This window comes from Nocardioides sp. ChNu-153, assembly GCF_030466625.1.
Classification (GTDB): Bacteria; Actinomycetota; Actinomycetes; order Propionibacteriales; family Nocardioidaceae; genus Nocardioides.
On sequence record NZ_JADEVT010000006.1, the window covers coordinates 175279 to 201870 of the forward strand.

Here is a 26592-nt window from a genome sequence, read left to right on the forward strand (position 1 = left end):
AGGAGCAGATCGACATGCAGGCCCAGACTCGCCGCGTCGCCGTCGTCGGCGGCAACCGCATCCCCTTCGCCCGCTCGAACAGCGTCTACTCGGACGCCTCCAACCAGGACATGCTGACCGCGGCGATCGACGGTCTCGTCGACCGCTTCGGCCTCGCCGGGGAGCAGGTGGGCGAGGTCGTCGCCGGTGCCGTCCTCAAGCACTCCCGCGACTTCAACCTGACCCGCGAGGCGGTGCTGGGCTCCAAGCTCGCGCCGACGACGCCGGCCACCGACATCCAGCAGGCGTGCGGAACGGGCCTGCAGGCGATCATCTACGTCGCCAACAAGATCGCCCTCGGCCAGATCGACGCGGGCATCGCCGGCGGCTCGGACACGACCTCCGACGCCCCGATCGCCCTGGGCGAGAACCTCCGCAAGATCCTCCTCGACGCCAACCGCGCCAAGGACCTCAAGGGCCGGCTCGCGGCCCTGGCCCGCATCCGCCCGGCGGACGTCGTGCCGACCATCCCCCAGAACGGCGAGCCGCGCACCGGCCTGTCCATGGGTGAGCACCAGGCGCTGACCGCCGTCGAGTGGCAGATCACCCGCGAGGCCCAGGACGAGCTCGCCGCCGCGTCGCACCAGCACCTCGCCGCGTCGTACGACGAGGGGTGGCAGGCCGACCTCGTCACGCCGTTCCGCGGCGTGGAGCGCGACAACAACCTGCGCGCCGACTCCACGGCCGAGAAGCTGGCCAAGCTCAAGCCGGTCTTCGGCAAGGGCGAGGCCGCCACGATGACGGCCGGCAACTCGACCCCGCTGACCGACGGCGCCTCCGTGGTGCTGCTCGCGTCCGAGGAGTGGGCGAAGGAGAAGGGCCTGCCGGTGCTGGCCTACCTCACGGCGTACGAGACGGCCGCCGTCGACTACGTGCACGGCGGCGAGGGCCTCCTCATGGCGCCCGCCTACGCCATGCCGCGCATGCTCGAGCGCGAGGGCCTCGGTCTGCAGGACTTCGACTTCTACGAGATCCACGAGGCGTTCGCCTCGCAGGTGCTCTCGACGCTCGCCGCGTGGGAGGACCCGGTGTTCTGCAAGGAGCGCCTCGGCCTCGACGCGCCGCTGGGCTCGATCGACCGGGACAAGCTCAACGTCAAGGGCTCCTCGCTCGGCGCCGGCCACCCGTTCGCCGCGACCGGCGGGCGCATCATCGCGAACGCCGCGAAGCTGCTCGCCGACAAGGGCGAGGGCCGGGCCGTCATCTCGATCTGCGCCGCGGGCGGCCAGGGCGTGACCGCCATCCTCGAGCGCCCCGCGGACTGACGCGGCGGCACCACCCGCACGCGACGACGGCGGCGATCCCCGGGTGGGGGTCGCCGCCGTCGGTCGTCGTGGCGGTCAGCCCGTGGTCGTGGCCAGCGCGAGGGCCGAGGTGACCATGTAGACCCGCACCTGCTCGGGCGAGATGCTCGAGACGGTCGGGATGCCCGGCGCGGCCTCCTTCACGAGGATGCCGACGCGGGCGAGCTGCAGCGCCCCGAGCCCGCTCGCGTAGAGGGTGTTCGAGAGCAGGATGGGGTCGGCCACGGAGAACTCCCCGGAGCGCACGCCGTCCTCGAGCACGCCGGTGAGGACGGCCAGGCACCCGGAGATGCCCCGGCCCAGCCGGAGCATCGCGCTCTCGCTGATCTCGTCCAGCAGCTCGGTGCCCGTCCGCCGCATGAGGGTCTGGGCGCAGTCGACGAACGCGGGGTAGCCCAGGCCGTACTCGATGAACGCGGTCACGACCGCCTCGAGGCGCTCGGGGGCGCGCTGCGACGTCGCGGCGCCGGCGGCCAGAGCGTCGCGCAGCTCCTCGAGGTAGCCCACGAGCGTGAGGGCGAAGAGCTCCTCCTTGCCCGTGAAGTGGCGGTAGACGATGGCGCGGTTGATGCCGACCGCCTGGGCGACGTCCTCGATCTGCGCGTCGCGGACGCCCCGCTCGTCGAAGAGCCGTCGGGTGGCCTCCAGGATGTCCTGCTCCCGACGACGCCGCCGCGTCGCCGCCGCCGACCGTCGCCGGTCCCCGCCGGGTGCCTTCTCCTGGGTCGCCCCGCCCGACTCGTCGGGCCCGCCCGGCCCGTCGGCCCCGTCGGCAGGGGGCGCCGCCGCCTCGCTCATGCGCGGCATCGTAGTGCAACGCGCAGTTGCACGGGCGTGGCACGCGTGTCCGCTCGCGGAGGGGCCCGCCCGTCGGTGCCGCGGACTAGCGTCGCCCACGGACGTCCGGGAGGAGGAGGGTGCGGTGAGCGGGTGGTGAGCCGGTGGTAAGCCCGTGGTGAGCCCGTGGTGAGCGGCGAGGTGCACCGCACCTGGCGGCCCGGGTGGCCCTGCCCGGCGACCGCCGTCCTGCGCCAGCAGCGCCACGGGGCGGGGGACCCGTCGTACGCGGTCACCCTCGACGGCGCGCACTGGCGTGCCCAGCGCACGCCCGAGGGACCCGCGACCCTGCGCGTGCTGGCCCGGCCCCACGACGGCGAGGTCGACCTCACGTGCTGGGGCCCGGGCGCGGACTGGCTCGCCGAGGCGGCCCCCGGGCTCCTCGGGGCGGCGGACGACGTGACGGGCTTCCGGCCCCACCACCCGGTCGTGCGGGACGTCTGGCGTCGCCACGGTGCCTGGCGGCTCGGGCGCAGCGGGGTGCTGCTCGACGCCCTCGTGCCCGCGGTCATCGAGCAGAAGGTGACCGGCCAGGAGGCATTCGCCTCCTACGCCGCGCTGCTGCGCCGGTACGGCGAGCCCGCCCCGGGGCCGGAACCGGGGGACCGGCCGGTGGGCGGACGGGCGCGGACCGGTGCGGGTGTCCGGCCGGGCCGCCCGCTCCTCGTGCCACCTGCCCCCGGGACGCTCGCGCTGGTGCCGTCGTGGGAGTGGCTCGCCCTCGGCATCGACCCGGGCCGCTCGCGCACCCTGGTGCGGGTGGCCCGGGTCGCCGACTCCCTCGAGCGGGCCGTCGGCCTCGAGCCCGCCGAGGTCACCCGGCGCCTGCGCACCGTCCCCGGGGTGGGTGTCTGGACCGCCGCGGAGACCACGCGCCGCGCGCTCGGCGACGCCGACGCGGTGAGCTTCGGCGACTACCACGTCGCCAAGGACGTGGGCTGGGCGCTGGTCGGCGAGCCCGTCGACGACGCCGGGATGGCCGAGCTGCTCGAGCCCTACCGGCCCCACCGCGCCCGGGTCCCGGAGCTGCTGGCCGTGGCCGGGCTGCGGCGGCCCCGGCACGGGGCGCGGATGTCCCCGCGCACCCACCTGCCGGTGCGCCGGCGCGGCCGGTGAGCGCCCCCGCGGCGCCGGACGGACGCTCGGCGGGCCCCTTGGCAGGTCCCGTACCCGCGAGTACCTTCCTCCCGCCGGGACGTGAGCCACGACACGACACGAGCGGTGCAACGGTTAAGGTGTGACCCGCGTAACCCCAGGGTGAACCCGGCGTTACCCCTGTGACCGCTTGAGGGAGTGGAACGGAGTGCAGATGCCCACCAGTCGTGCCCCGCGGCCGGCGTCACGACGTCGGCAGCCCGGCATCGCGTCCGTCGTCGCGGCCGTCGCGGTGGTCGCGTGAGCGCCCCCGGCGGGCTGCTCGGCGCGGGTGAGCTGCTGGCGCTGGAGGGTCCCGCGCTCCTCGCGGTGCTGCGCGACGCCGACGACGCGCTCGTGCTCGAGCGGGTGACCGGCCCCGACGGGGCCGCCCTGGTCGACGCCCTGGTGGACGCGCTCGTCGACGCCTCGGGCGCCCCGGACGGCGTGGACACCTGCGCCGTCACCTTCGAGCTCACCCGACGCGGTGCGCTGGTCCACCGCCGCACGGTCGTCGTCGACGGCGGCCGCGTGCACGCCACCGCGGGGGGTACGACGGGCCGCCCCGCCGCCGGCCGGCCCGAGGTCGTGGTGCGACTGACCGCCCTCGGCTTCGTCCGCCTGCTGACCGGTCAGGCCGAGGCGGCGCTCGAGCTGCTCGCGGGCCGCCTCGAGCTCGCCGGCGACCAGGCGACGGTGCTCCGGGCGGGGCGGGTCCTGCGCGTCCCGGGCTCGGGCGAGCCCCTCGTCGAGCCCGCCGCCCTCGACCCGCGTGCGGTGTCGTCCGTGCTGCTCGGGGTCCCGACCGGGCACCTGCGCGCGGTCATGGCGGGGCCGTTCCGCGACGTGGTGCTGGCCGAGGTCGCGCGACGCCTGCCGGAGCACGTCAAGCCGCGGCTGCCGGGCCTCGTACGGCTCACGGTCGTCTTCCGCATCACGGGCGCCGCCGGCGGCGGCCACGACCGCTTCGTCGTGCGCGTCGCGGACGGTGCCGCCACGGTCACCCCGATCACGCCCGACCGCCCGGCGGACGAGGACCCGACCGTCGACCGCGACGCCACGGTGACCTGCTCGGGCGAGGACTTCCTGCGCGTGGCGACCGGCCACCTCAACCCGCTCACCGCCGTGCTGCGCGGTCAGCTGCGTGTGCGCGGCGACCGGGCCAAGGCCCTGCTGCTGAGCTCCGCCATCGACATCCCCCGTCCGAGCTGAGGAGCCCCCGTGTCCACGACAACCCGCAGCCTGCCGGGAGCAGCCCTGGTGGGCGACCTCCGGGGACGGATGCAGGCCGGCATCACCACCACCGGTGCCATGATCATCCTCGCCGTCGAGGCGACCCGCGCGATCTTCGTCGACATCGTCCAGCGCAAGTTCTCGTGGCAGGAGGCGCTGTTCCAGGCCTGGTTCATGACGAAGGTGTCGCTGCTGCCCACGATCCTCGTGGCCATCCCGTTCGGCGTCATCGTGTCGGTGCAGATCGGCGGCATCGCCAACCAGATCGGCGCGATCTCGTTCAGCGGCGCGGTCAACGGCATCGGCGTGCTGCGCCAGGGCGCCCCCCTGGTGACGTCGCTCATGATCGCCGGCGCGGTCGGGTCCGCGCTGTGCTCCGACATCGGGGCGCGCACGGTCCGCGAGGAGGTCGACGCGCTGCGGGTCATGGGCATCAACCCCGTGAACCGGCTGGTGGCGCCGCGGCTGTTCGCGGCCATCGTCGTGGCCCTGCTGCTCAACGTGATCGTGGCGGTGACCGCGATCGGCACCGGCTACTTCCTCAACGTGGGCAGCGGTGACGTCAGCTCGGGCACCTACCTGAACTCGTTCATCTCCTTCGCGCAGCCGACCGACCTGGTGCTCGCGGAGTTCAAGGCGGCCCTGTTCGGCTTCATCGCCACCATCGTCGCCGCCCACAAGGGCCTCAACGCGAAGGGCGGGCCCAAGGGCGTCGCCGACGCGGTGAACCAGGCCGTGGTGCTCAGCTTCATCCTGCTGTCCATCGTGAACGTCGCGGTGACCCAGGCCTACGTCATGCTCGTGCCGCAGCGGATCGCGTGAGGGAGGGACCGATGGCAGCCAAGATCCTCGACGCACCGGCCGACGGGCTCGCCCGGATCGGCGACTTCTTCACCTTCGCCGTCCGCGCGATCCTCGCGATCCGGTACACGCTCGTGCACTACCGCAAGGAGGTGCTGCGCCAGCTGATGGACATCAGCTGGGGCTCCGGCGCCATCATCGTCGGCGGCGGCACGATCGGCGTCATGGTGCTGCTCTCCCTGTCGGCGGGCACCTCGCTCGGCATCGAGGGCTTCAACGGCCTCGAGCTGGTGGGTCTGGCCCCGCTGACCGGCTTCGTGTCGGCGTCGGTGAACACCCGTGAGCTCGCCCCGCTCATCGCTGCGCTGGCCCTGGCCGCCCAGGTGGGGTGCCGCTTCACCTCGCAGCTGGGCTCGATGCGCATCCACGAGGAGATCGACGCGCTCGGCGTCATGGCCGTGCACCCGTTGCGCTACCTGGTGACCACGCGCCTGCTCGCCTCGATGTTCGCCATCCTGCCGCTCTACCTCATCGGTCTGCTCGGCTCGTGGATCGCCTCGCAGCTCTCGGTGGTCGTCGTGTTCGGGCAGTCGTCGGGAACCTACGAGTACTACTTCGACATCTTCATCTCGGGCCGCGACGTCTTCTTCTCGGTCGTCAAGATCGTCGTGTTCGCCGTGCTGGTCACGCTCATCCACTGCTGGTACGGGTTCAACGCCGGCGGTGGTCCCCAGGGCGTCGGCGAGGCCACCGGCCGGGCCATCCGGGCGAGCATCGTCGTCGTCATCCTCATGAACATGCTGCTGACGCTCGCGTTCTGGGGCAACGACCCCGGCTTCAGGATCACGGGGTGATGGCGTGAGCATCTGGCAGGTCCTCAAGGGCAACAACCGCGAGCCCGCCAAGGCGACGCTCGTGCTGCGCGGCACGGCGGGCGTGGTCGTCATCGGCATGGTCGTGGCGCTCCTCGTGCTGGTGGGCCGGGGCGCGTTCGCCGAGCAGTTCGATGGCACCGTCCAGCTCGACAACGCCGGCGGCGCGCTGCGCGAGGGCGCTGACGTGCGCTTCCAGGGCGTCATCGTCGGGCGGGTCCAGTCGATCCAGCACGGCGAGGAGGCGGACGCCGACACGGGCCGCGCGTACGTGGAGGTCGGGGTGAAGTTCGACCCCGAGCTGTCCTCCGACCTGCCGCGCAACGTGCAGGCCCGCGTGCTGCCGGCGACCGTGTTCGGCACGTCGTTCGTCGAGCTCACCTCGCCGCAGGAGACCACCGAGTTCCTGCGCGCCGGCCAGACCATCCCGCAGGACAACAGCGCGGAGACCCTCGAGCTGCAGGAGGTGCTGGACAGCATCGACCAGATCGTCACCGCGCTCGGCCCGGCCGAGCTGGCCACCACCCTGCGCAACCTCGCCCAGGCCCTCGACGGCAACGGCGAGCAGCTGGGACGCACGATCGAGCGTCTCGACGAGTACCTGACCAAGCTGAACCCGGAGTTCCCCCGCGTGCGTCGCAACCTCGAGCTGCTGTCCACCAACCTGGAGGCGTTCCAGCGCTACGCGCCGGAGCTCTTCGCGGCCACCGACGACATCCTCGTCGCCGCCCGCACGCTCGTGGAGCAGGAGCGCAACTTCGCCGCCATCGTCACGAACGGCAGCTCCGCCTTCGACGAGACGCGGGCGCTGCTGACGGAGAACGAGCAGGGGCTGGTCGACATGCTGCTGCGCACCGCGGTCACCGTCGACGTGCTGTACGACGAGCGCGACGACGTGGTCGCCGGGGTCCTGGCCGCCGCCGACTTCGGGCGCGGCTTCACCGAGGCCATGAGCTACGGCCGCTACGTGCGGATCGACGCCGACCTGGTGCTGACGGGGCCGCAGGCCTACGGGGCGGCGGACTGCCCGTCGTACGGCGACCTGCAGGGACGGGGGTGCTGACGTGACCGGGCTCAAGAGCACGCTGGTCAAGTTCGTCGTCTTCGCGGTGGTCGCGCTCGTGCTGTTCGTCGGGCTGTTCCGCATGATGACGAACACCGTCGGCGGCGACCTGCGTGAGTGGACGGCGGAGTTCACCGCGGTGAGCGGCCTGCGCGAGGGCGACGACGTGCGCGTCGCCGGCGTGAAGGTCGGTCGCGTCGAGTCGATCGAGCTGGCCGACGACAACTCGGCGGAGGTCACCTTCTCCCTGCGCGAGGACCAGCCGGTCTACGAGCAGACGCTGGTCGCGCTGCGCTACCAGAACCTGCTGGGGCAGCGGTACCTCGCGCTGTCGGCGCCCGACGGCGACCGCGGCGACGAGCTCGACGAGGACACCCCCATCAGCCGGGAGCGCACCTCGCCCGGGTTCGACCTCACCGTGCTGCTCAACGGCTTCGAGCCGCTGTTCGAGGTGCTGGAGCCCTCCGAGGTCAACCAGCTCGCGGGCAACATCGTCGCCGTCCTGCAGGGCGAGGCGGGCACCATCGAGTCGCTGCTGCAGAACACGGCGGAGGCGACGGAGTACCTGGCGGGCAAGGACCAGGTCTTCGGGGAGGTGCTGGCCAACCTCACGCCGGTGCTGCAGAACCTCGACGAGCAGTCGGCGCAGTTCGACGCCACCGTCGTGCAGCTGCGCGACCTGATGACCGGGCTCGCGGCCCAGCGGGACGTGTTCGCCAACTCGATCGACAACCTGGGCAGCCTCGTGGCCTCGACCTCCGACCTGCTGGCCGAGATCCGCGCGCCCCTGGCGCGCGACGTCGCCAGCCTCGCCGACACCGCCGCGCTGCTGGCGCGCGAGCAGGACCGGGTCGCCCGGACCGTGGAGTCGCTCCCGCTGCTGCTGGGCGCGTACTCGCGGTCGATGTCCTACGGCGCCTACCTCAACATCTACCTCTGCAACCTGGGCGTGGACGTCGCGGGGGCGACGATCTGGGTGCCGGGCAGCGGGGGCCCCTACTCGGAGGCGTGCACGCCGTCATGAGCAAGCTGAACCTCGCGAACGCGAACCGCTACCGCGTCGGCCTCGCCGGCCTGGCCGTCCTGGCGTTCCTCGCCGCCGTCATCGGCGCGGCGTCGGGCCTGTCGATCGGCACCAAGACCTACTCGGCCATGCTGGAGAACACCGGCGGCATCCGGGTGGGCGAGGAGGTGCAGGTCGCGGGCGTCGGCACCGGCGACGTGACCGACATCGAGCTCGACGGCCAGGCCGTCCGCGTGACCTTCACCCTCGACCAGGACGTCGAGCTGGGCTCGGAGACGACCGTCGAGGTCAAAGTGGCCACGCTGCTGGGCACCCACTTCCTCATGGTCACCCCGGCGGGGGAGGGCGAGCTGCCCGACGACACCGTCCCGATGGCCCAGACCCGCGTGCCCTACAACCTGCAGGACGCGATCGACGGCGCGGTGGGCGAGCTCGACGAGTTCGACAGCGTCGCGCTCGAGCGCAGCCTCGCCGAGGTCACCGAGGTGCTCGACGTGACCGGGGACGACCTCGGGCCGGCGCTCGACGGGGTGCAGAGCCTGTCCGGTGTCGTCGTGCGCCGCTCCGAGCAGCTGACCACCCTGCTGGGCGCGGCCCGCCAGGTCACCCAGCAGCTGAGCGAGTCGACGCCCGACCTCATCGAGCTGATGCGCCAGGGCGACCTGATCCTCGACACCCTGCGGGTGCGACGCGACGCGATCAACGCCCTCCTGACCGACATGACGGAGCTGGGCACCCTGCTGCGGGGGGTGATCGAGGACAACGAGGAAGCCGTGCAGCCGCTGCTCGCGGACCTCGACACGACGGTGGCGGTGCTGGAGCGGCACGAGGGCGCGCTGAACTCGGCGCTCGAGATCCTCCCCGCGACCGCCCGCTACTTCACGAACAGCGCGGGCACGGGTCCGTGGCTGGCGCAGTACACGCCCGGCGGCCTGCCGGACAACCTCGAGTGCGTCATCGAAAGGGTGTGCGTCCGATGAGCGGGGTCCAGCAGGGCGGGCGGTCACGCCTGCGGGCGCGGACGGCGGCCCTCCTCGCCGGTGGCGTGCTCCTCTCGACCGGCGGCTGCTCCGTCGGGGACGACGGCATGATCGAGGTGACGGCGCAGTTCACCACCACCTCCGGGCTCTTCGTCGGCAACGACGTCGGTGTGCTCGGCGTCCCGATCGGCACGGTCACCGAGATCGAGCCGCGCGGCGAGGTCGTCGACGTGACGCTCGAGATCGAGCCGGACGCCGACCTGCCCGCCAGCGCGGGCGCCCTCGTCATGTCCCGCTCGGTGGCCACCGACCGGTACGTCGAGATGACGCCGGCGTTCGCCGACGGGCCGCGGCTGGAGGACGGCGCCGTCATCCCGGTCGAGCGCACCCGCACCCCGATCGAGTTCGACGAGGTGCTGGAGACGCTGCGCACGTTCAGCGACGGCCTGCGCGGCCCCGACGGCAACGCCGACACGCTGAACCGGCTGCTCGAGATCGGCGCCGGCACGCTGAACGGGCGGGGCGCCCAGCTCAACGAGACGATCCGCCAGTTCGCGCAGGCGGCGGACTCGCTGTCGGCCAACAGCGACGACATCGCGGGCACTATCGGCGACCTCGACGACCTGACGACGCTGCTCGCGGAGAACCAGGGCACGATCAACGAGTTCCTGCTCAGCGTCACCGAGGCGACCGAGCTGTTCGCGGCCGAGCAGGACAACTTCGAGGCGTCTCTCGTCGCCCTGAGCGACGCACTCGCGGCGCTGGGCCGGTTCTCGGTCGAGAACCGCTCGGCCATCGCGACGACGACGCGGGGCCTGACCGGTGTGCTCGAGAACCTGGCGGCCCACCGCGCCCAGCTCGAGGAGACCATCGAGATCGGGCCGATGGCCTTCACCAACGTCGGCGACGCGGTCACCGACGAGAACCGTCTGCTGGTCAAGCTGCCCCCGCAGTACTTCTCGCCGGTGCAGCCGGTGACGGAGGCCCTGTGCGGTGCGCTCGCGTCGCTGCCGCTGGACGTGTGCGCGCAGCTCGGCACCAGCCCGGACCTGCTGGCGCTCCTGCGCCAGCTGGGAGGACTGCTGACGCCATGAGCCCCTTCCCCCGCACCACCCGGCCGCTGCGCCGCGGCACCACCGCCCTGGTGGCGGTGACCGCCGTCGCGATGGCGGCGGCCGGCTGCAGCCGCGTCGACAACCTGCGGCCCACCGCTGCCGGCGCGGACCGGTACCAGCTCACCGCGAGCTTCTCCGACGCGCTCAACCTCCCCGACGGCGCCACCGTCAAGGTCGACGGCGTGCAGGTGGGCAAGGTCGTCAAGATCGAGCCGGACGACTACCGGGCCCGCGTCACGATGGCGATCGACGACGACATCGAGATCCCCTCGACCTCGCGCTTCCGGCTGCGCTACACCACGGCGCTGGGCGAGGTGTACGTCGAGATCACGCCGTCCGGCGAGGGCGAGCTGCTCGCGGAGGGCGACACCGTCGACGACGCCAGCACGGCCGTGGCCCCCAGCGTGGAGGACGCCCTGGCGTCGGCCTCGCTGCTGGTCAACGGCGGCAACCTGGGCCAGATCCAGACCATCGTCAGCGAGCTGAACACGGCGCTCGACGGCCGCGTCGGCGCCACCCAGAGCCTCCTGGAGCAGACGGACATCTTCCTGGCGGAGGCGCTCGCCTCCACCCAGGAGATCGACCGGGTGCTCGACGCGCTCTCCGCGGCCTCGGCCACGCTGGACGCCCGCGAGGAGACGATCAACGCCGCGCTGCGGGACCTGCGCCCCGCCGCGCAGACGCTGACGGAGAACACCGACGACCTCGCCGCGCTCCTGCGCTCCGCCGACGCGCTGGCGATCACCGCCGACGACCTGGTGGTGCGCACCCGGGAGGACCTGGTCCTCATCGTCGACGAGCTGGGCCCGGTGCTCGACACGGTGCTGGCCGCCGAGGGCGAGCTGCTGCCCGCCCTGGACGACCTGGCGACGTTCTCGGCCACCCTCGACGACCGCACCCCGACGGACTACCTCAACCTGTACTTCAAGCTGCGGGTCGACTCCGTCCTCACCTCACCGCTGCCGGGGCTGGGCGACCTCCTCGGCGGCTCGACGCCGAACGGTGGCTGACATGTCCCGCCTCCTGCCGAGCAAGCTCGTGCTCAGCGTCATCGGCCTCGTAGTCGTGTTCGCCGTGACGCTGGCCTACATGCTCACGTCGGTCCTCAACCTGCCGCTCACGGGCCGGCCGGCGAGCATCTCCATCGACCTGCCGCGCAGCGGCGGCCTGTTCGAGGGGTCGGCCGCGTCGTACCGCGGCAGTCGCGTCGGGACGGTCGACACCATCCGGATCAACCCCGAGGGGGGCATCACCGCGACGGTGAGCCTGTCCGAGGGCACCGAGATCCCCGAGTCGACGCAGGCCCAGGTGCGGAGCCTGTCGCCGGTCGGCGAGCAGTACCTCGACTTCCGTCCGAAGGACGAGGAGGGCCCCTACCTCACCGACGGCGACCGGATCTCGGCCGAGGCCGTCGACATCCCGGTGTCCTTCGCGGAGGCCGCCGAGAGCCTCAACGGGTTCATCCGGGTGATCGACGAGGACCAGCTGCAGCTGGTGCTGGCCGAGCTCGGCGCAGCCACCGACGGCGTCGGTGACGACCTCGAGACCCTGCTCGACGCGACCGACAACCTGTCGGCCACCCTCGACGCCGCGTTCCCCGAGACCCAGCGCCTGCTGACGAACGGCCAGACGGTCGGCGAGCTGCTCGAGGGCAACATCCCCCTGCTCGAGCGGTTCTCGACGGCGGCGGCCTCGATCTCGGCCTTCCTGCGCGACTTCGACCCGCAGTTCCGCGAGATCCTGGGACGCACCGGCGCCGACTTCGCCAACGTCGAGCTGCTCGTGGCCGACCTCCGGCCGGTGCTGCCGCCCCTGCTGACCCAGCTCAACACGCTGGGCCAGGTGGTCTACGAGCGCGAGCCCCACCTGCGCGCGCTGCCCGACGCGCTGTTCTACGGCATGAGCCGCTTCGCGAGCGCCTTCGAGGGCGGATGGCTCAACCTCGACCTGTGGCTGCAGGGCGCCCAGGAGTGCGACTACCGCGAGTACCGCGGCGACCCGCGCTCGACGGACCGGCTGGAGACCTACGTCGACGGTCGCTGCGCGATCGGCGGCCCGGTGCGTCGCGGCGCGCAGTACGCGCCGCCGCCGCTCGACCGCTGACCCGGTACGCCGGGGCTCAGCGCCGCCGGCGGGGGGCGTCGGGCTGCACGCGCAGGGCGTGGAGCACGAGCGCGAGCATGTCGTAGTGCCCGACGAGGAGCAGCAGCTCGACGGCGCAGCGGTCGCCGAGCTCGGCCTGCACCGCGGCCCACGTCTCGTCGTCGAGGTCGCGGTCGCGCACCAGGGCGTCGGTGGCGCCCAGCAGCAGCCGCTGGCGCGGGGTCCAGCCCTCGGCGCCGGGGCCGTCGGCGACGCGCGCGACCTCCGCCTCGCCGAGACCGGCGCGCCGCGCCAGGCGGCGGTGCTGGGTGAGCTCGTACGCGCTGCCCGCGAGGGTCGCCACGCGGAGGATCACGAGCTCGGTGTCGCGCCGCGGGAGCCGGCCGCCGGGCATGAGGCGACCCGCGAAGTGCAGCCACCCCCAGAACAGGCCCCGGGTGCGCCCCAGCGTGAGGAACACGGCCGGCGGCTCGGTCCCGGTGAGGCGCCCGGCGGCGCGGGCCAGCAGCCAGGCGGGCACGCCCACGTCCCGGCGCCCACCGGGTGCCACGCGGGGCGGGGGAGCGCTCACGCGGCGTCCTGACGCCGGGCGCGCCCGACCTCGGGCAGCGCGGCGTTGGCGGCGCGGTGGAGCACCGTCATCGCCAGGCGGTAGCCGGGCGGGAAGAGGCGCTGCAGGAGGTGGAGCAGGCGGATGTCGCTCGAGGTGTAGACCCAGAACCGGCCCTTCCGGACGCCCGCGACGATGGCCTCGGCCGCCTGCTCGGGCGTGACGGCGTGGCTGCGGAAGCGCCGGAGCAGGCGTCGGAAGCGCGGGGTGGTCGTGTCCACGCCGGCGATCTGCACCGTCTCGGTGAGCGGCGTCGCGACCCCGCCGGGGCACACCAGGCTCACCCGGATGCGGTGCGGGGCGAGGTCGAAGCGCAGCACCTCCGAGACGCCGCGCAGACCGAACTTGCTCGCGCTGTACGCCGCGTGCCACGGCATCGCGATGATGCCCGCGGCCGACGCGACGTTGACCAGGGCCCCGCCCCGTCCCGCGTCGACCATGGGCGGCACGAGCGCCTCGATGACGTGGACGGGGCCCATGAGGTTGACCTCGACCATGCTGCGCCAGTGGTGCCCCTCCAGCGAGCGGACGGTGCCCCAGGCGGAGATGCCGGCCACGTTCATCACCACGTCCATGGGGCCGTGGACCGCGGTGAGGTCGGCGCCGAGGGCGAGCACCGCCGTACGGTCGGAGACGTCCGCGGCGCGGACCAGGCCGACCTCGCCGCCCGCGGCGCGGACCTCGGCGGCGACGGCGAGCAGGGGCTCCTCCCGCAGGTCCGTCAGGTGCAGGCGGGCCCCCTCGCGCGCGACGCGCAGGGCCACGGCCCGGCCGATGCCGCTGGCCGCCCCGGTGACGAGGACGTCCCGACCGGCGAGCTCGAACGTGCGGCGCCACGGCCCCATGGTGGGTCTCCTCCCCGTCGACCGGGCCGCGCAGACGTTCGTCGGCGCCGGGGCCCGGGTCGGCCCAGCCTCGCACGGCCGCAGCCCGGGGCGGAAGGGTGCGGTACGGAAGGGTGCGGGGCGGGGGTCAGAGCAGCGGGCGCAGGGGAGCGAGGACGAACTCGGTGAACTTTCGGTGGGCCGAGCGGGCCTCCCACTCGTCGCCGCGCAGCTCCCAGCTGTGTCCCTGGTCGGAGAGGAAGATCTCCTCCATGGTGGCGGCGAACTCCTCGTCGATGACCTCGACGTTGATCTCGTAGTTGCCCTGGAGGCTGAGGCGGTCGACGTTGGCCGTGCCGACGGTGGACCAGCTGCCGTCGATCGTCGCGGTCTTGGCGTGGACCATCGCCTCGCGGAACCGCAGGACGCGGACCCCCGCCTCCAGCAGCTGGGAGAAGTAGCCGCGCGAGATCCAGTCGGCCACGATGTGGTTCGACTTGTGCGGCAGCAGGATGCGCACGTCGACGCCCCGGTGGGCCGCGCGCACGAGGGAGTCGACGAAGTCCTGGTCGGGGATGAAGTAGGCGTGGGTCATCCAGATGTTGTGCGTGGCCCGGTCCATGGCCTCGAGGTACATCGAGCGGATGGGGAACATCCACAGGCGCGGGATGTTGCGGTGGAACCGGATGCGGGGCTCCCACACCGACGCGGTCTCGAGCAGCAGGGGCCGCTCGCTGCTGCGGAAGCGCTTGCGGCGGTGCAGGTTCCAGAAGTCGGCGAACGTGCGGGTCAGGTCCCACACGCCGGGGCCGGTGATCCGCACGTGGGTGTCGCGCCACTCCGTGGCGTAGGGCGCGCCGATGTTGTAGCCGCCGACGAACCCGGTCTCGTCGTCGACGACGAGGATCTTGCGGTGGTCGCGCCCGTAGCGCCGCAGGTCCCAGAAGCGCAGGCCCGCGCCGTACACGGGGTAGGGGAGCACCTTGATCTCCGGCGGGAACCGCTTGAACCGCGGGTCGACCACGAGGTTCGCGAAGCCGTCGTAGATGCAGTAGACGTCCACCCCGCGGGCTGCCGCGTCGACGAGCGCCTGCTTGAAGCGCTCCCCGACCTCGTCGCCCTTCCAGATGTAGGTCTCCAGCAGGATCCGGCGGCGCGCGCCCGCGATGGCCGCGAGCATGTCGTCGTACAGGTCCTGGCCGAAGGTGTAGGTGGTGACGGTGCCCTCACCGATCTCGACGGTGGTCGGCGACGTGGTCGGGAACGGCTTGGGCTTCTTGCCGCGGCGGCGGTAGGAGTCGACGAACGTCATGCCGAGGGCGAGCGCCAGCTGCACCCCGAGGAGGGTGAGCAGTGTGCGCCGCAGCACGCGGAGGATACGGTCGGCACCGGCGCTGCGTGATCTCACGAGCGACAATCTAGCGAGGTCGGCGCCCGCCGACCGCCCAGGGAGGGAAGAGGTGGCGATGGCACGCCGAGGACGAGTGCTGGTCGTGGACGACGACGGGGACATCCGCGAGCTCGTCGCCCTGGTGCTCGAGCGCCTGGACGTCGAGGTCGAGCAGGCCTCCCACGGCCTGCAGGCCCTCGACCTGGCCCGCTCCAACCCGCCCGACGTCGTCACCCTCGACCTCGGCCTCCCCGACATCGACGGCATCGAGACGTGCCGGCGCCTGCGCGAGTTCAGCGAGGCGTACGTCGTGATCCTCACCGCCCGCGAGGAGAAGGCCGACCGCGACTCGGGCGCGGAGCTGGGCGCCGACACGTTCATGTCGAAGCCGTTCTCGCCCCGCCAGCTGCGCGAGGTCGTCGGCGCAGCGCTCGCCGAGCGGGGCCTGTCGACGGGCTGAGCCCGCCCCGGGGCGCGCACGCCGGACGGTCCTGTCGGTGGCGCGTCGTACGCTCGCACCCATGCGACCCGTCACCGATCTCGAGCGCCGGGTGGCGCCGTTCCAGGTCGTCTCGGACTACCAGCCGGCCGGCGACCAGCCCGCCGCCATCGCCGAGATCTCCCGCCGCATCGACGCCGGCGTGCAGGACGTCGTGCTGCTCGGCGCGACCGGCACCGGCAAGACCGCCAGCGTCGCCTGGGTGGCCGAGCAGGTGCAGCGCCCGATGCTCGTGCTGCAGCCCAACAAGACGCTGGCCGCGCAGTTCGCGAACGAGCTGCGCCAGCTGTTCCCCGACAACGCGGTGGAGTACTTCGTCTCCTACTACGACTACTACCAGCCCGAGGCGTACGTCCCGCAGACCGACACCTACATCGAGAAGGACTCCTCGATCAACGAGGAGGTCGAGCGGCTGCGCCACTCGGCGACCAACTCGCTGCTGACGCGTCGCGACGTCATCGTGGTCTCGACGGTGTCGTGCATCTACGGCCTCGGCACCCCGCAGGAGTACGTCGACCGCATGCTGCGGCTGCGCGTGGGGGAGGAGCGCGACCGCGACTCGATCCTGCGCCGGCTCGTCGAGATCCAGTACACGCGCAACGACCTGGCGTTCACGCGGGGCACCTTCCGGGTGCGGGGCGACACCCTCGAGATCTTCCCGGTCTACGAGGAGCACGCCGTGCGGGTGGAGTTCTTCGGCGACGAGATCGAGCGGCTCATGTCGCTGCACCCCGTGACCGGCGAGATCCTGACCGAGGACGAGGAGCTCTACGTCTTCCCGGCGAGCCACTACGTCGCGGGTCCCGAGCGCATGGAGCGGGCCATCAAGGGGATCGAGCTCGAGCTGGCCGACCAGCTCGAGGTCTTCGAGGGCCAGGGCAAGCTGCTGGAGGCCCAGCGCCTGCGGATGCGCACGACGTACGACATCGAGATGATGCGCCAGGTCGGCTCGTGCTCGGGCATCGAGAACTACTCGATGCACATGGACGGGCGCGCCCGGGGCACGGCCCCGAACACGCTGCTCGACTACTTCCCCGAGGACTTCCTGCTCGTCGTGGACGAGTCCCACGTCGCGGTGCCGCAGATCGGCGGCATGTACGAGGGCGACATGTCCCGCAAGCGCAACCTCGTGGACCACGGGTTCCGCCTGCCCAGCGCGATGGACAACCGGCCGCTGCGCTGGGAGGAGTTCCTGGAGCGGATCGGGCAGACGATCTACCTGTCGGCCACGCCGGGCAACTACGAGCTCGACAAGGTCGGCGGCGACGTCGTCGAGCAGATCATCCGCCCGACCGGCCTGGTCGACCCCGAGGTCATCGTGAAGCCCACGAAGGGCCAGATCGACGACCTCATCGGCGAGATCCGCACGCGCGTCGAGCGCCAGGAGCGCGTGCTGGTGACGACGCTGACGAAGAAGATGTCGGAGGACCTCACCGACTACCTGCTCGACGCCGGCATCCGCACGCGCTACCTGCACTCCGAGGTGGACACCCTCAAGCGCATCGAGCTGCTGCGCGACCTGCGGCTCGGGGCCTACGACGTGCTGGTCGGCATCAACCTGCTGCGCGAGGGCCTCGACCTGCCCGAGGTGTCGCTCGTGGCGATCCTCGACGCCGACAAGGAGGGCTTCCTGCGCTCCGACAAGTCGCTGATCCAGACGATCGGGCGCGCGGCGCGCAACGTCTCGGGTCAGGTGCACATGTACGCCGACCGCATCACGCCCTCGATGGCGTCGGCGATCGACGAGACGAACCGCCGCCGGGAGAAGCAGGTCGCCTACAACGTGGCGCACGGGGTCGACCCGCAGCCGCTGCGCAAGAAGATCGCCGACATCACCGAGATGCTGGCGCGCGAGGACGAGACGACCGAGGCCCTCCTGCAGACCTGGGCCGACGTGGGGCAGAAGGGCCGGGCCGGCGGGGTCAAGCCCCGCAAGGCGCCCGTGCCGGTGCTGGGCGACCAGGCCGTGGCCGACCGGGTCGCCCGCGCGGCGGGCCTGCCGAGCGCCGAGCTCGCCCAGCTGGTCCAGGAGCTGTCGGAGCAGATGAAGACCGCGGCCGCGGAGCTGCAGTTCGAGCTGGCCGCGCGCCTGCGCGACGAGATCTCGGACCTGAAGAAGGAGCTGCGCCAGATGATGGAGGCCGCGAAGTGAGGGCCCGCGCCGCGGCGTAGGATTCGTTGCAATGAGCAACGACCCGGCCGTCGGACGGCTGCGCCCCTACGTCGTGTGGGGCCTCGGTCTCGCGGTCTACCTCCTCGCCGTCTTCCACCGCTCCTCCCTCGCCGTCGCCGGTCTCGTGGCGCGGGAGCGCTTCGACATCAACGCGTCGCAGCTGGCGAGCTTCGTCATGCTCCAGCTGCTGGTGTACGCCGTGATGCAGGTCCCCGTCGGCGTGCTCGTCGACCGCTTCGGCTCGCGGCAGGTGCTGCTGTGCGGCCTGGTGGTGCTCACCTGCGCGCAGGCCGGCTTCGCGTTCGCCGAGACCTACGCCGTCGCGCTGCTGGCCCGGGTGTTCGTGGGCGTCGGCGACGCCCTCGTCTTCATCTGCGTGCTGCGCCTCGTGTCGTCGTGGTTCCCCCTGCGGCAGGTGCCGCTGATGAGCCAGCTGACGGGCACGCTCGGCCAGCTCGGGGCCGTGGTCGCTGCCGTGCCGATGACGCTGGCGCTGGGGGCGTTCGGGTGGACCCGCACCTACCTGGGCGCCGCCGCCGTCGGCATCGTGCTGCTCGTCGCGCTGCTGGTGCTCGTGCACGACACCCCGACGCGGCGCTCGCTGCGCGGGCCGGCGCTGTCCCCCCGCGACACCCTCACCGGTCTGCGCGAGGCGTGGCGGCACCCGGGGACGCGCCTGGGCATGTGGATGCACTTCATGACGCCGTTCAGCGCGAACGCGCTCGGCACGCTCTGGGGCTACCCGTTCTTCGTGCAGGGGGAGGGCCAGGACGAGGCCGTCGCCGGGCTGCTGCTCACGCTCATGGTGGTCGCGGTCATGACTGCGGGGCCCGTGCTGGGCTGGCTCGTCGGCGCGTTCCCCTACCACCGCTCGACCATGGCCATCGGCATCGTGAGCGCGATGGTCGTCATGTGGGCGGTCGTGCTCGCCTGGCCGGGCGACGCCCCGCTGGCCGTGCTCGTGCTGCTCGTCGTGGTCGTGGGCGTCGGCGGCCCGGCCTCGATGATCGGCTTCGACGTGGCCCGCACCTCGAACCCCCTCGAGCGGCTCGCGAGCGCGACGGGGCTCGTCAACCAGGGCGGCTTCTACGCCACCCTGCTCCTGGTCGTCGGCATCGGCCTGGTGCTCGACTGGCGCACCCCCGGGGACGGCGCGACGTACACGCCCGAGGCGTTCCGCTGGGCGATGAGCCTGCAGTTCCTGCTCTGGGGCGTCGGGCTCGTGCAGGTCTGGCGCTACCGCCGCTCCGCCCGCGCGCACCTGCGCGCGGGCGAGGCGACGGCCGCCGTGCCCACGTAGGCCCCGTCCGGGTCCGGCTCAGCGCGGGATCACGGAGAACAGGAACCGCTTGCGCACCATCAGCCAGATGAGGGCCAGCACCGCCGTGTGCACGAGTGTGCCCTGCCAGATCGAGCCCCGGTCCAGCCCCGGGATGTTGCCGACCGCGAGCACGAAGAACACGTGCACGATGAAGACGTAGAGGCTCGAGGAGCCCAGCGGCGTCCAGAACCAGCCGATCACCTTGTCGATCGGCTTCCACATCGTCGTCAGCACCGCGTAGGCCACGATGATCATGAGCGCGAGGTCGAGCAGGCGCCCGGGCTGCAGGAACACCCGGGTGTAGGCGTTGTCGTAGAGCCAGCCGTAGGCCCCCTCCGGGAACGGCGAGGCCGAGTAGCCGTACGTGTGGGCCAGCCACAGCCACACCAGGCTGCCGGCGTAGCCGAACACGAAGACCGCGCAGCCGATCTTCCCGGCCCGGGTCAGCAGCGCCCGGGTGATCTGGCGCCGGTAGACGCCGAGCACCAGGCCGTGGGTGAACGCGATCTGCCACGTCAGCAGGGGGAACACGGCCTCGAACTGCGAGGGCAGCGGGTGGACCTCGTCGAACGCGTTCCAGATGTAGAGCCCCCAGGAGATGGCCAGCAGCAGCCACCACAGCCCGCGCTTGACGAGGAACATCAGCACCGGCAGCAGCAGGCTCAGCACCACGAACAGGCCCATGATGTTGAAGACCCAGGGCCCCATCTCCAGCAGGAGGAACTGCCGCACCGCGTACCACGGCGGCGGGTAGTCGAAGAGGCGGGGCGCGTTCGCGTACAGGTCGTAGACCTGCCCCTTGAGGACCTCGCCGTCCTCACCGGTGCCGCGGTCGGTGAACGTGGTGATCACCGTGGCGTCGATGAACGGCACCAGCCCGAGCAGGTAGACGAGCATGACGACGACGAGCGCCACGACGTACTGCTTGCGGGCCCGGCGCCACATCGTCACCGCGGTCGGCCACTCACCGAGCTTGCGCACGGTGGGCAGGTAGATCATGCCGAGCACGATGCCCGAGAGCAGCACGAACATCTCGGCGCCGGTGATGGCGCCGATCGCGTTGAGGGTGATGTAGGAGTACGGGCTCGCCACCTCGATGTGGGTGATGACCACCGCCAGGATGATCCACCCGCGGAACAGGTCGAGGCGCTTGTCGCGCGGGTCGTCCTCGTCGGGGTAGCGCCACGAGGGCAGCCACCGCCCGGCCGGGCCCGCCAGCGCGAAGAGCACGGCGAGCACGGCGACGCAGAAGACGATCCAGCCCATCTCGGCGCCGATGTCGTCCGCGTCGGGCAGGCGCCCCTGGGCGGTCGCCTCGTTGCCCGCCTCCTGGTCGAGGACACGGGTGACCGGCCCGAGCCGGGTGTCGGAGTCGAGCAGGTCGGGACGCAGCGCCGCGGTCAGCTCGTCGGTGCGGGTCGCGCGCCAGTCGACGGTGCGGTCGTCGGCCTCGGCCTCCGGGCGGCGCTGCTCCAGCCACGAGTAGCCCCGCACGAGGGGGTAGTCGGCCTCGGCCTCGAAGACCTGGCGCCACCACGTCTGCTTGATGTCGAGCTCGGGGTCGCCGGCGTCGTCGGGGATCCACAGCGCCCCCGTCTCGACCAGCATCGGCAGCTCGAACTCCTCGGCGAACCGCTCGTAGAACGGGGTCCGCTCGCCGTCACCGACGTAGTTGAACTGCTCCTCGAGGCGGTCGCGGTAGGCGTCCTCGGCGGGCACGCGGTCGAGCTCGAAGCCCTCGCTCGTCTCGACGTCGCCGGTCTCGCCGCCCTCGGTCGGGTCGAGGTCGTTGTCGATGCGACCCCGGTCCGGGCCGAAGTGGTAGAGCGTCAGGCCCACCCAGTCGACGGCCTCGGGGCCCGGCCAGTACGGGCCGTACGGGTCGTCGCCCTCGTCGAGCCGCCCGCTGCCGTCGGTGTCGAGCTCGGCGACCTCCGCCAACCGGTCCGGGTCGACGTCGCCGTAGGCCGCTCCGTAGGGGTAGCCCGCGCCGTACACCGGCGACCAGACCATGGCCGCGTGCGGCGTGGCGTCGTGGACGGCGTCGGCGACGGTGCGGAAGGCCTCGACGTACGAGCGGGGCTGCTGGCCCCAGCCGTACCAGGTGCCGTTCATCTCGGGCGCGAACCGCACGAGGAAGTAGGTGTCGAGCTCGTCGTGCAGCTCCACGAGCTCGTCGGCCAGGTCGGCGGCGTGCGCGTCGGTGAGGTCCACGAGCGGCATCACCGGCTCGAGGCTCACGACGGCGACCGCGCCCTGGGTCGCGGCCTGCTCCACGAACTGGCGCAGGTAGGTGCGGTCGTCGTCGCCGAGGGGGTAGTTGACGCGCTGGGTGTAGAGCGACGGCGTGCGCCCCAGCCGGCTCGCGTAGTCGGCCGCGGAGTCCTCGGTCCACGTCAGGCCGGGACCGAACCAGGGGCTGCCGGCGGGCGGCAGCTCCGGGGGAGCGTCGTCGTCGGCGGCACCGGCGGGCGGGGCCGCCGAGACGAAGGACAGCAGGGTCAGCAGGAGCCCGAGGCAGGCCAGCACGACCGGGGTACGGCGGAGCGCACCCGACGCGGAGGCCCCTCCCGGGGCGCTCAGCCCCGGGGCGCGCACCGCAGCGTCCACACGTTCCGCCCCTCGACGCGCTCGTAGCCGAGCTCGTCGAGCGCGGCGAGCGCCAGGGCCAGACCCCGGCCGCTCTCGGCGTCCTCCCCGGGCATCGTCACGTCGCTGAGGTCGAGCGCCGCGGGCTGGCCGTTGTCGCTGATGGTGCCGAGCAGGCCGTCGTCGACGCGGCGCACCTCGAGCGTCAGCCGGCGCCGCCGGGGCTCCTCGTCGGCGGCGTACGCGTGCTCGACCACGTTGCCGAGGATCTCCATCGCGGCCATGACGAAGCGCAGCCGCTCGGCGTCGCCCACCTCGGGGTGCTCCTCCCACGCCTGGTCGAGGGCGTCGTGCGCGTCGTCGAGGGCCGAGGGCTCGGCGGCCAGGTCGAGGAGCAGGACGCGCGCGCCGTCCGCCTCGTCACCCTGGTGGGAGCGCTCAGACATCGAACGCGCTCTCCACGTCCGCCCGCGGGCGCAGCACCTTGTCGATGTTGGTCAGCTCGAAGACCGACAGCACCGCCGGGGTCGGTCGGGCGATGCGGAGGTCGCCCCCCGCCTGGCGCGCCGACTTGAGACCGCTGATGAGCGCACCGAGCCCCGAGGAGTCGAGGAACGTGGTCTCGGCGAGGTCGACGACGACGCGGTTGGTGCCGCCCTCGATGACCCCGTTCAGCGTCTCCCGCAGCTGCCGGGCGGCGACCATGTTGAGGCGCCCGTGGGGCACCACGACGGCGATCCCTCGGTCGGTGCTGACGTCGATGTCGATCATCGGTCTCCTTCGCTGGCGGGGGAGGTGGGCGGCAGGGCGGTCCCGGCCGCGCCGTCGGGCTCGTCGGGCTCGTCGGGGGCCTCGGGGGCCTCGGCGGTCTCGGGGGCGTAGCCGCGGTAGCGGACGGCCCGGATGATGACCGAGAAGATGACCAGGTCGAACACGACCCAGACCAGGTTGAGCGACGTGCCGAGCACCGAGGCCTGGCCGACGGCCAGGCGGACGACGCCGACGACGGCGGCGAGGGTGAGCAGGCCCATCGCGATCAGCTGCGGGCGCACGAGGTCCCAGCGCAGCCGCTCGTCCTCCTTGCGCACCTTCGGGGTCACCGAGAAGTCGAGGTCGCGACCGAGGAACACGTTGCCGAAGGCGGACGTGACCGACTTGATCCACACCGGGAAGAGCGCGAGCGAGTACTGCTGGCCCCGCCACGTCGGACGCCCGGCGGCGGCGACGAAGAACAGCAGCTGGTTGACGACGAGGAACGGCACGAGGCGCAGGAAGAAGTCCGAGCTGAGCGCCTGCACCGGCAGCACGCCGATCGTCAGGTAGACGACGGGCGCGGCGATGTAGACCAGCGCGGCGAAGCCCGAGAGGTAGCTCCACATCGTCGCGAAGTACATCAGCCGCTGCGGCCAGCGCAGCCGCTTCTGCACCAGCGGGTTCTCCCGGAACATGACCTGCGCGGTGCCCTGCGCCCAGCGCAGCCGCTGGGTCAGCATCGACTCCAGGTCCTCCGGCGCGAGCCCGTGCGCCAGCACCTCGTCGTGGTAGACGGTGCGCCATCCGAGCCCGTGGATGCGCATGCACGTGGCCATGTCCTCGGTGACCGAGATGGTGGCCATCGGCATGATCGGCATGGCCTCGTCGGATCGGTCGACGTCGACCGCGCGCACGAGCGCCTCGACGGTCTCGATGGCGCCGAGCGGGGAGAGCGCCCGGGCCGTGACCCGGTCGATGCTCTCGAGGCTGACGGTGGCCAGCGACTGGTCGGAGGCCTCGGCCAGGCCCTCGAGCTGCGAGATGACCTCGAGGTCGGCGGCGACGAGCTGCATGTCCTCGGCGACCAGGCGGCGCCGGATCTCGCCGATGCGGTGCTGGAACCGGTAGGTGACGTCGAGCAGCGCCTCGCCCCGCGCGATCTCGCGGCGCGCGCGGTTCACGTCGTACAGCACCTCGTCGAGGGCCTTGGCGACCGCCGTCTCCTCGGGGCCGAGCTCCTTGCGGGCGCGGGCGACGACGGAGCGAGCGGAGCGCAGGGCGCGGTTCACGCCGACGCCCACCTCGTGCACGTAGCGGGCGATGCCGACCTGCATGAGGGCCTCGCGGCGGATGACGGCGTTGGAGCCGCAGAAGAACGCGGAGTTCCAGCCGTCCTTGCCCTGCTGGATCGGGCCGTAGAAGAGGGGCGCCTGGCTGCCGAGCGGGTCGTCCTCGGGCACGTTCACGAAGTACTGCGGGGTCTGCACGAGCCCCACCTCGGGATCGGTGAAGTAGCCGAGGGTGCGGTCGAGGATGTCGGGGGAGGGCACCTGGTCGGCGTCCAGGATGAGGAGGAACTCGCCGTCGGTGGCCTGCAGCGCGTTGTTGAGGTTGCCGGCCTTCGCGTGGCGGGGCATGCCCGCCCAGTCGCCGGAGCGGGTGATCCACCCGATGCCGAGCTCCTCGGCCAGGCGCCCCATCTCCGGGCGGTTGCCGTCGTCGAGGATCCACGTGCGGTGCGGGTGGCGGATGGCCACCGCCGCGACCGCGGTGCCGCGCACGAGGTCGATCGGCTCGTTGTACGTCGTGATGAAGACGTCGACGGTCGCGTCGGGGATCGGCGGCGGCGGCTCGCCGCGCTCCTTCAGCCGCCACATCGCCATGCCGAACAGCAGCGAGTCGACGAGGCTGTAGGTCTCGGCGATGACCAGGGGCACCGCGATCCACCATGCGGACCAGTGGACGGAGAAGAGCCACCGCCAGGTGACGTAGTTGATGCCCAGCAGCGCCGTGACGAGGACGATGACCCGCAGGAGCAGCAGCCGCCGCGACATCACCCCTCCTCCGCCTGGCGGAACACCGCCAGGACCGTGACGTCGTCGAGGGGGGTGCGCTCCCGCGCGAGCCGACGGACCGCGTCGAGCAGGTCGTCCGGTGTCTCCTCCGCGCGCACGATCGCCGCCAGCTCCGGCCACGGGGTCTCGGGCGCGTCGAGGAGGTCGAGCACGCCGTCGCTGATCACGACGAGGCGGTCACCGGGGCCCACCGTGGTCGTGTGCTCGCTCCAGTGGTCGTCGGGGAAGACGCCGAAGGGGCGGTCCTGCCCGGTCAGCGTCGTCCACGACCCGTCCGGGTGCACCACCGCGGCGAGCCCGGAGCCGGCGTCGACCCAGCGGGTGTAGCCGTCGTCGAGGTCGACCGCGGCCTCGAAGACCGTGAGGAAGGCGCCCGCGCGCTCCAGGTCGGGGGTGAGGCTCCGCGCGACCTGGGTGGCGGTGACGCCGAGGTCCGCGCCCGCCGTCACCGCGGCGTGGGTGCTGCGGATCGCGGCGCGGGCGCCGGCGCCGAGGAGCGCGGCGCTGGTGCCCTTGCCCATCACGTCGCCCACCCCGAGGTGCAGCACGCCGCTGCCGACGCCGTGGTCGAAGAAGTCGCCGCCGACGGCCAGGGCGGGCAGGCAGGTGCCGGCCGCCCGCCACGGTCCGTGCGAGACGGGCTCGGCGGGCAGCAGCGACGCCTGCACCTCGCGGGCCTGGCCCATCTCGGTCGACGACACGAGCTCGTGCTGCGCCCACGCGGCGAGGTCCGCGAGGTCGGCGCGACCCTCCTCGTCGAGGTCGCGCGGGGCGTCGTCGAACAGGCAGAGCGTGCCGACGACGTTGCCCAGGTGGTCGGTGAGCGGGTGGCCGGCGTAGAACACGATGCCGCCGTCGCGGACGATGTCGAGGTCGGCGAACCGCTCGTCGTCGCGGGCGTCGTGGACGACGAGCAGGTCGCCGAGCGCCTGGGTGGTGTCGCAGAAGGTCTGGGCCCGGGGGAGCGTGCGCAGGTCGGTGCCCTGCGCGCTCGGCAGCCACGCGCGGTCGCGGTCGAACAGCGTGATCGAGGTGGCGGTCACGCGGAAGAGCTTGCGCGCGACGCGGGTGATCCGGTCCAGCTGCTCGCTGCCGGAGCCCACCACGTCGCTCACCCCGTCGACGGCGCGCTGCAGCGCGACGTCGCCGGGCTCGTCGTGCCGGCCGGGCTCGTCCTGCCCGTCCCCGCCGTCGTGCCCCGACGCCGTCGACCCGGGATGGGTCGACGGGGTGCCCTGACGCTCGTCCTGCATCTGCCGCTCCTCGAGTAGGTGCCCCCACGACACCAGCGGAGCGTGCTCGCTCCACGCTAACGTGGAACCTACCGCGCAGGTCACGACCGGTGCCGACGCGGCTCGCCGGGTACCGGGGCGGTCGGGGATGCACCAGATGCACGAGGGAGGCGCACGGGCGTGACGGAGCAGACGGGACGCACGGTCCTGGTCGTGGACGACGACGAGGACATCCGGTTCCTCGTGGTGACGGTCCTCGAGGAGGCCGGCTACACGGTGCTGGAGGCGTCGACCGGCGCCGAGGCGGTCGAGGTCGTGCGGCGCGAGCAGCCGGACCTGGTGACCCTCGACCTCGGCCTGCCCGACATCGACGGCATGGAGACGTGCCGGCGGCTGCGTGCGTTCAGCGACGCGTTCGTCATCATGCTGACCGGTCGCACGGACGAGTCCGACCGGCTCGCCGGCCTCGACGTCGGCGCGGACGACTACATGGTCAAGCCGTTCTCGCCCCGCGAGCTCCGCGCCCGGGTGGGCGCGTTCCTGCGGCGCTCGCGCCCCGCGGTGGCGGCCACGCCGGCCGGCACGACGGCCGCGCCCGCCGCACCGGCCGGGGCGCCCGCG

General features: G+C 72.6%; 24 protein-coding genes. 15 read left to right on the forward strand and 9 right to left on the reverse strand.

Annotated elements, in window-relative coordinates:
• Positions 1-14 precede the first annotated feature (14 nt).
• Positions 15-1304: an acetyl-CoA C-acetyltransferase gene (locus INN71_RS10400; RefSeq protein WP_277498328.1), complete on the forward strand. Its 1290-nt coding sequence runs from the start codon at positions 15-17 to the stop codon at positions 1302-1304.
• 75 nt (positions 1305-1379) lie between these two features.
• On the opposite strand, the gene INN71_RS10405 is transcribed toward INN71_RS10400, so the two are convergent.
• The gene (locus INN71_RS10405) at positions 1380-2141 is read right to left on the reverse strand and encodes a TetR/AcrR family transcriptional regulator (RefSeq protein WP_277498330.1); all 762 of its coding nucleotides are present in this window, start codon (positions 2139-2141) and stop codon (positions 1380-1382) included.
• A gap of 168 nt (positions 2142-2309) precedes the next feature.
• Here INN71_RS10405 and INN71_RS10410 point away from each other — a divergent pair, with 168 nt between their 5' ends.
• The 10 genes from INN71_RS10410 (at position 2310) to INN71_RS10455 (ending at position 12505) form a co-directional block, all read left to right on the forward strand.
• Positions 2310-3296, forward strand: a complete 987-nt coding sequence (locus tag INN71_RS10410; RefSeq protein WP_301800248.1) for a DNA-3-methyladenine glycosylase — start codon at positions 2310-2312, stop codon at positions 3294-3296.
• Positions 3297-3575: 279 nt separating this feature from the next.
• Positions 3576-4526, forward strand: a complete 951-nt coding sequence (locus tag INN71_RS10415) for an SCP2 sterol-binding domain-containing protein (protein WP_277498332.1) — start codon at positions 3576-3578, stop codon at positions 4524-4526.
• A gap of 9 nt (positions 4527-4535) precedes the next feature.
• A complete protein-coding gene (locus tag INN71_RS10420) occupies positions 4536-5369 on the forward strand; it encodes an ABC transporter permease (protein ID WP_277498333.1) in 834 nt (277 codons plus the stop codon).
• Positions 5370-5380: 11 nt separating this feature from the next.
• Positions 5381-6202 carry an ABC transporter permease gene (locus INN71_RS10425; protein ID WP_277498334.1) on the forward strand — a complete coding sequence of 274 codons (822 nt, stop codon included), beginning with the start codon at positions 5381-5383 and terminating at the stop codon, positions 6200-6202.
• Between the two features lie 4 nt (positions 6203-6206).
• The gene (locus tag INN71_RS10430; protein ID WP_301800252.1) at positions 6207-7283 is read left to right on the forward strand and encodes an MCE family protein; all 1077 of its coding nucleotides are present in this window, start codon (positions 6207-6209) and stop codon (positions 7281-7283) included.
• 1 nt (position 7284) lies between these two features.
• Positions 7285-8307, forward strand: a complete 1023-nt coding sequence (locus INN71_RS10435) for an MCE family protein (RefSeq protein ID WP_277498336.1) — start codon at positions 7285-7287, stop codon at positions 8305-8307.
• Positions 8304-9287, forward strand: a complete 984-nt coding sequence (locus INN71_RS10440; RefSeq protein ID WP_277498337.1) for an MCE family protein — start codon at positions 8304-8306, stop codon at positions 9285-9287. The genes INN71_RS10435 and INN71_RS10440 overlap by 4 nt, the downstream gene beginning before the upstream one ends.
• Entirely contained in the window at positions 9284-10381 is a 1098-nt protein-coding gene (locus INN71_RS10445) for an MCE family protein (protein WP_277498338.1), read from the forward strand. The genes INN71_RS10440 and INN71_RS10445 overlap by 4 nt, the downstream gene beginning before the upstream one ends.
• Complete coding sequence (locus INN71_RS10450; protein ID WP_277498339.1) at positions 10378-11412, forward strand: MCE family protein; 1035 nt, start codon at positions 10378-10380, stop codon at positions 11410-11412. The genes INN71_RS10445 and INN71_RS10450 overlap by 4 nt, the downstream gene beginning before the upstream one ends.
• Before the next feature lies 1 nt (position 11413).
• Positions 11414-12505, forward strand: a complete 1092-nt coding sequence (locus tag INN71_RS10455; RefSeq protein WP_301800254.1) for an MCE family protein — start codon at positions 11414-11416, stop codon at positions 12503-12505.
• Between the two features lie 16 nt (positions 12506-12521).
• Here the strand turns inward: INN71_RS10455 and INN71_RS10460 are convergent, their stop codons facing one another.
• The 3 genes from INN71_RS10460 to INN71_RS10470 all read right to left on the reverse strand — a co-directional run bounded on the left by INN71_RS10460 (position 12522) and on the right by INN71_RS10470 (position 15347).
• Positions 12522-13076: a carboxymuconolactone decarboxylase family protein gene (locus INN71_RS10460; RefSeq protein ID WP_277498341.1), complete on the reverse strand. Its 555-nt coding sequence runs from the start codon at positions 13074-13076 to the stop codon at positions 12522-12524.
• Complete coding sequence (locus tag INN71_RS10465; RefSeq protein ID WP_301800257.1) at positions 13073-13960, reverse strand: SDR family oxidoreductase; 888 nt, start codon at positions 13958-13960, stop codon at positions 13073-13075. Before INN71_RS10465 ends, INN71_RS10460 begins: the two co-directional genes overlap by 4 nt.
• A gap of 127 nt (positions 13961-14087) precedes the next feature.
• On the reverse strand, positions 14088-15347 hold the full coding sequence (locus INN71_RS10470) for a phosphatidylserine/phosphatidylglycerophosphate/cardiolipin synthase family protein (RefSeq protein ID WP_277498343.1): 1260 nt from the start codon (positions 15345-15347) through the stop codon (positions 14088-14090).
• Positions 15348-15405: 58 nt separating this feature from the next.
• Between INN71_RS10470 and INN71_RS10475 the strand changes: the two genes are divergently transcribed.
• The 3 genes from INN71_RS10475 (at position 15406) to INN71_RS10485 (ending at position 19301) form a co-directional block, all read left to right on the forward strand.
• Positions 15406-15789, forward strand: a complete 384-nt coding sequence (locus tag INN71_RS10475) for a response regulator transcription factor (RefSeq protein WP_277498344.1) — start codon at positions 15406-15408, stop codon at positions 15787-15789.
• Positions 15790-15850: 61 nt separating this feature from the next.
• Positions 15851-17980: an excinuclease ABC subunit UvrB gene (uvrB, locus tag INN71_RS10480; protein ID WP_301800260.1), complete on the forward strand. Its 2130-nt coding sequence runs from the start codon at positions 15851-15853 to the stop codon at positions 17978-17980.
• 31 nt (positions 17981-18011) lie between these two features.
• The gene (locus INN71_RS10485) at positions 18012-19301 is read left to right on the forward strand and encodes a nitrate/nitrite transporter (protein WP_301800262.1); all 1290 of its coding nucleotides are present in this window, start codon (positions 18012-18014) and stop codon (positions 19299-19301) included.
• A gap of 18 nt (positions 19302-19319) precedes the next feature.
• Here INN71_RS10485 and opgC read toward each other — a convergent pair whose 3' ends face one another.
• Genes opgC through INN71_RS10510 form a run of 5 tightly spaced genes read right to left on the reverse strand, consistent with a single transcriptional unit; the run spans position 19320 to position 25992 of the window.
• A complete protein-coding gene (gene opgC / locus INN71_RS10490; protein ID WP_301800264.1) occupies positions 19320-21932 on the reverse strand; it encodes an OpgC domain-containing protein in 2613 nt (870 codons plus the stop codon).
• On the reverse strand, positions 21902-22357 hold the full coding sequence (locus tag INN71_RS10495; RefSeq protein ID WP_301800266.1) for an ATP-binding protein: 456 nt from the start codon (positions 22355-22357) through the stop codon (positions 21902-21904). The genes opgC and INN71_RS10495 overlap by 31 nt, the downstream gene beginning before the upstream one ends.
• Positions 22350-22682, reverse strand: coding sequence for an STAS domain-containing protein (locus tag INN71_RS10500; RefSeq protein ID WP_277498350.1), 333 nt, complete (start codon positions 22680-22682; stop codon positions 22350-22352). Before INN71_RS10500 ends, INN71_RS10495 begins: the two co-directional genes overlap by 8 nt.
• Complete coding sequence (locus INN71_RS10505) at positions 22679-24718, reverse strand: glycosyltransferase family 2 protein (protein ID WP_301800268.1); 2040 nt, start codon at positions 24716-24718, stop codon at positions 22679-22681. The genes INN71_RS10500 and INN71_RS10505 overlap by 4 nt, the downstream gene beginning before the upstream one ends.
• The gene (locus INN71_RS10510; RefSeq protein WP_301800270.1) at positions 24718-25992 is read right to left on the reverse strand and encodes a PP2C family protein-serine/threonine phosphatase; all 1275 of its coding nucleotides are present in this window, start codon (positions 25990-25992) and stop codon (positions 24718-24720) included. Before INN71_RS10510 ends, INN71_RS10505 begins: the two co-directional genes overlap by 1 nt.
• 159 nt (positions 25993-26151) lie before the next feature.
• On the opposite strand from INN71_RS10510, the gene INN71_RS10515 reads away from it, so the two are divergent.
• Positions 26152-26592, forward strand: a 441-nt coding sequence (locus INN71_RS10515) for a response regulator transcription factor (protein WP_301800272.1), incomplete at its 3' end; no start/stop codon positions are given.

What these genes read in the sequence shown, in the direction of transcription:
- INN71_RS10425 (WP_277498334.1), top strand. Translation starts at nt 5,381, where the DNA reads ATGGCAGCCAAGATCCTCGACGCACCGGCCGACGGGCTCGCCCGGATC.
- uvrB (WP_301800260.1), top strand. Translation starts at nt 15,851, where the DNA reads ATGCGACCCGTCACCGATCTCGAGCGCCGGGTGGCGCCGTTCCAGGTC.
- INN71_RS10405 (WP_277498330.1), bottom strand. Translation starts at nt 2,141, where the DNA reads ATGAGCGAGGCGGCGGCGCCCCCTGCCGACGGGGCCGACGGGCCGGGC.
- INN71_RS10455 (WP_301800254.1), top strand. Translation starts at nt 11,414, where the DNA reads ATGTCCCGCCTCCTGCCGAGCAAGCTCGTGCTCAGCGTCATCGGCCTC.
- INN71_RS10475 (WP_277498344.1), top strand. Translation starts at nt 15,406, where the DNA reads ATGGCACGCCGAGGACGAGTGCTGGTCGTGGACGACGACGGGGACATC.
- INN71_RS10505 (WP_301800268.1), bottom strand. Translation starts at nt 24,718, where the DNA reads ATGTCGCGGCGGCTGCTGCTCCTGCGGGTCATCGTCCTCGTCACGGCG.
- INN71_RS10400 (WP_277498328.1), top strand. Translation starts at nt 15, where the DNA reads ATGCAGGCCCAGACTCGCCGCGTCGCCGTCGTCGGCGGCAACCGCATC.
- INN71_RS10485 (WP_301800262.1), top strand. Translation starts at nt 18,012, where the DNA reads ATGAGCAACGACCCGGCCGTCGGACGGCTGCGCCCCTACGTCGTGTGG.
- INN71_RS10445 (WP_277498338.1), top strand. Translation starts at nt 9,284, where the DNA reads ATGAGCGGGGTCCAGCAGGGCGGGCGGTCACGCCTGCGGGCGCGGACG.
- INN71_RS10495 (WP_301800266.1), bottom strand. Translation starts at nt 22,357, where the DNA reads ATGTCTGAGCGCTCCCACCAGGGTGACGAGGCGGACGGCGCGCGCGTC.
- INN71_RS10450 (WP_277498339.1), top strand. Translation starts at nt 10,378, where the DNA reads ATGAGCCCCTTCCCCCGCACCACCCGGCCGCTGCGCCGCGGCACCACC.
- INN71_RS10465 (WP_301800257.1), bottom strand. Translation starts at nt 13,960, where the DNA reads ATGGGGCCGTGGCGCCGCACGTTCGAGCTCGCCGGTCGGGACGTCCTC.
- INN71_RS10510 (WP_301800270.1), bottom strand. Translation starts at nt 25,992, where the DNA reads ATGCAGGACGAGCGTCAGGGCACCCCGTCGACCCATCCCGGGTCGACG.
- INN71_RS10500 (WP_277498350.1), bottom strand. Translation starts at nt 22,682, where the DNA reads ATGATCGACATCGACGTCAGCACCGACCGAGGGATCGCCGTCGTGGTG.
- INN71_RS10440 (WP_277498337.1), top strand. Translation starts at nt 8,304, where the DNA reads ATGAGCAAGCTGAACCTCGCGAACGCGAACCGCTACCGCGTCGGCCTC.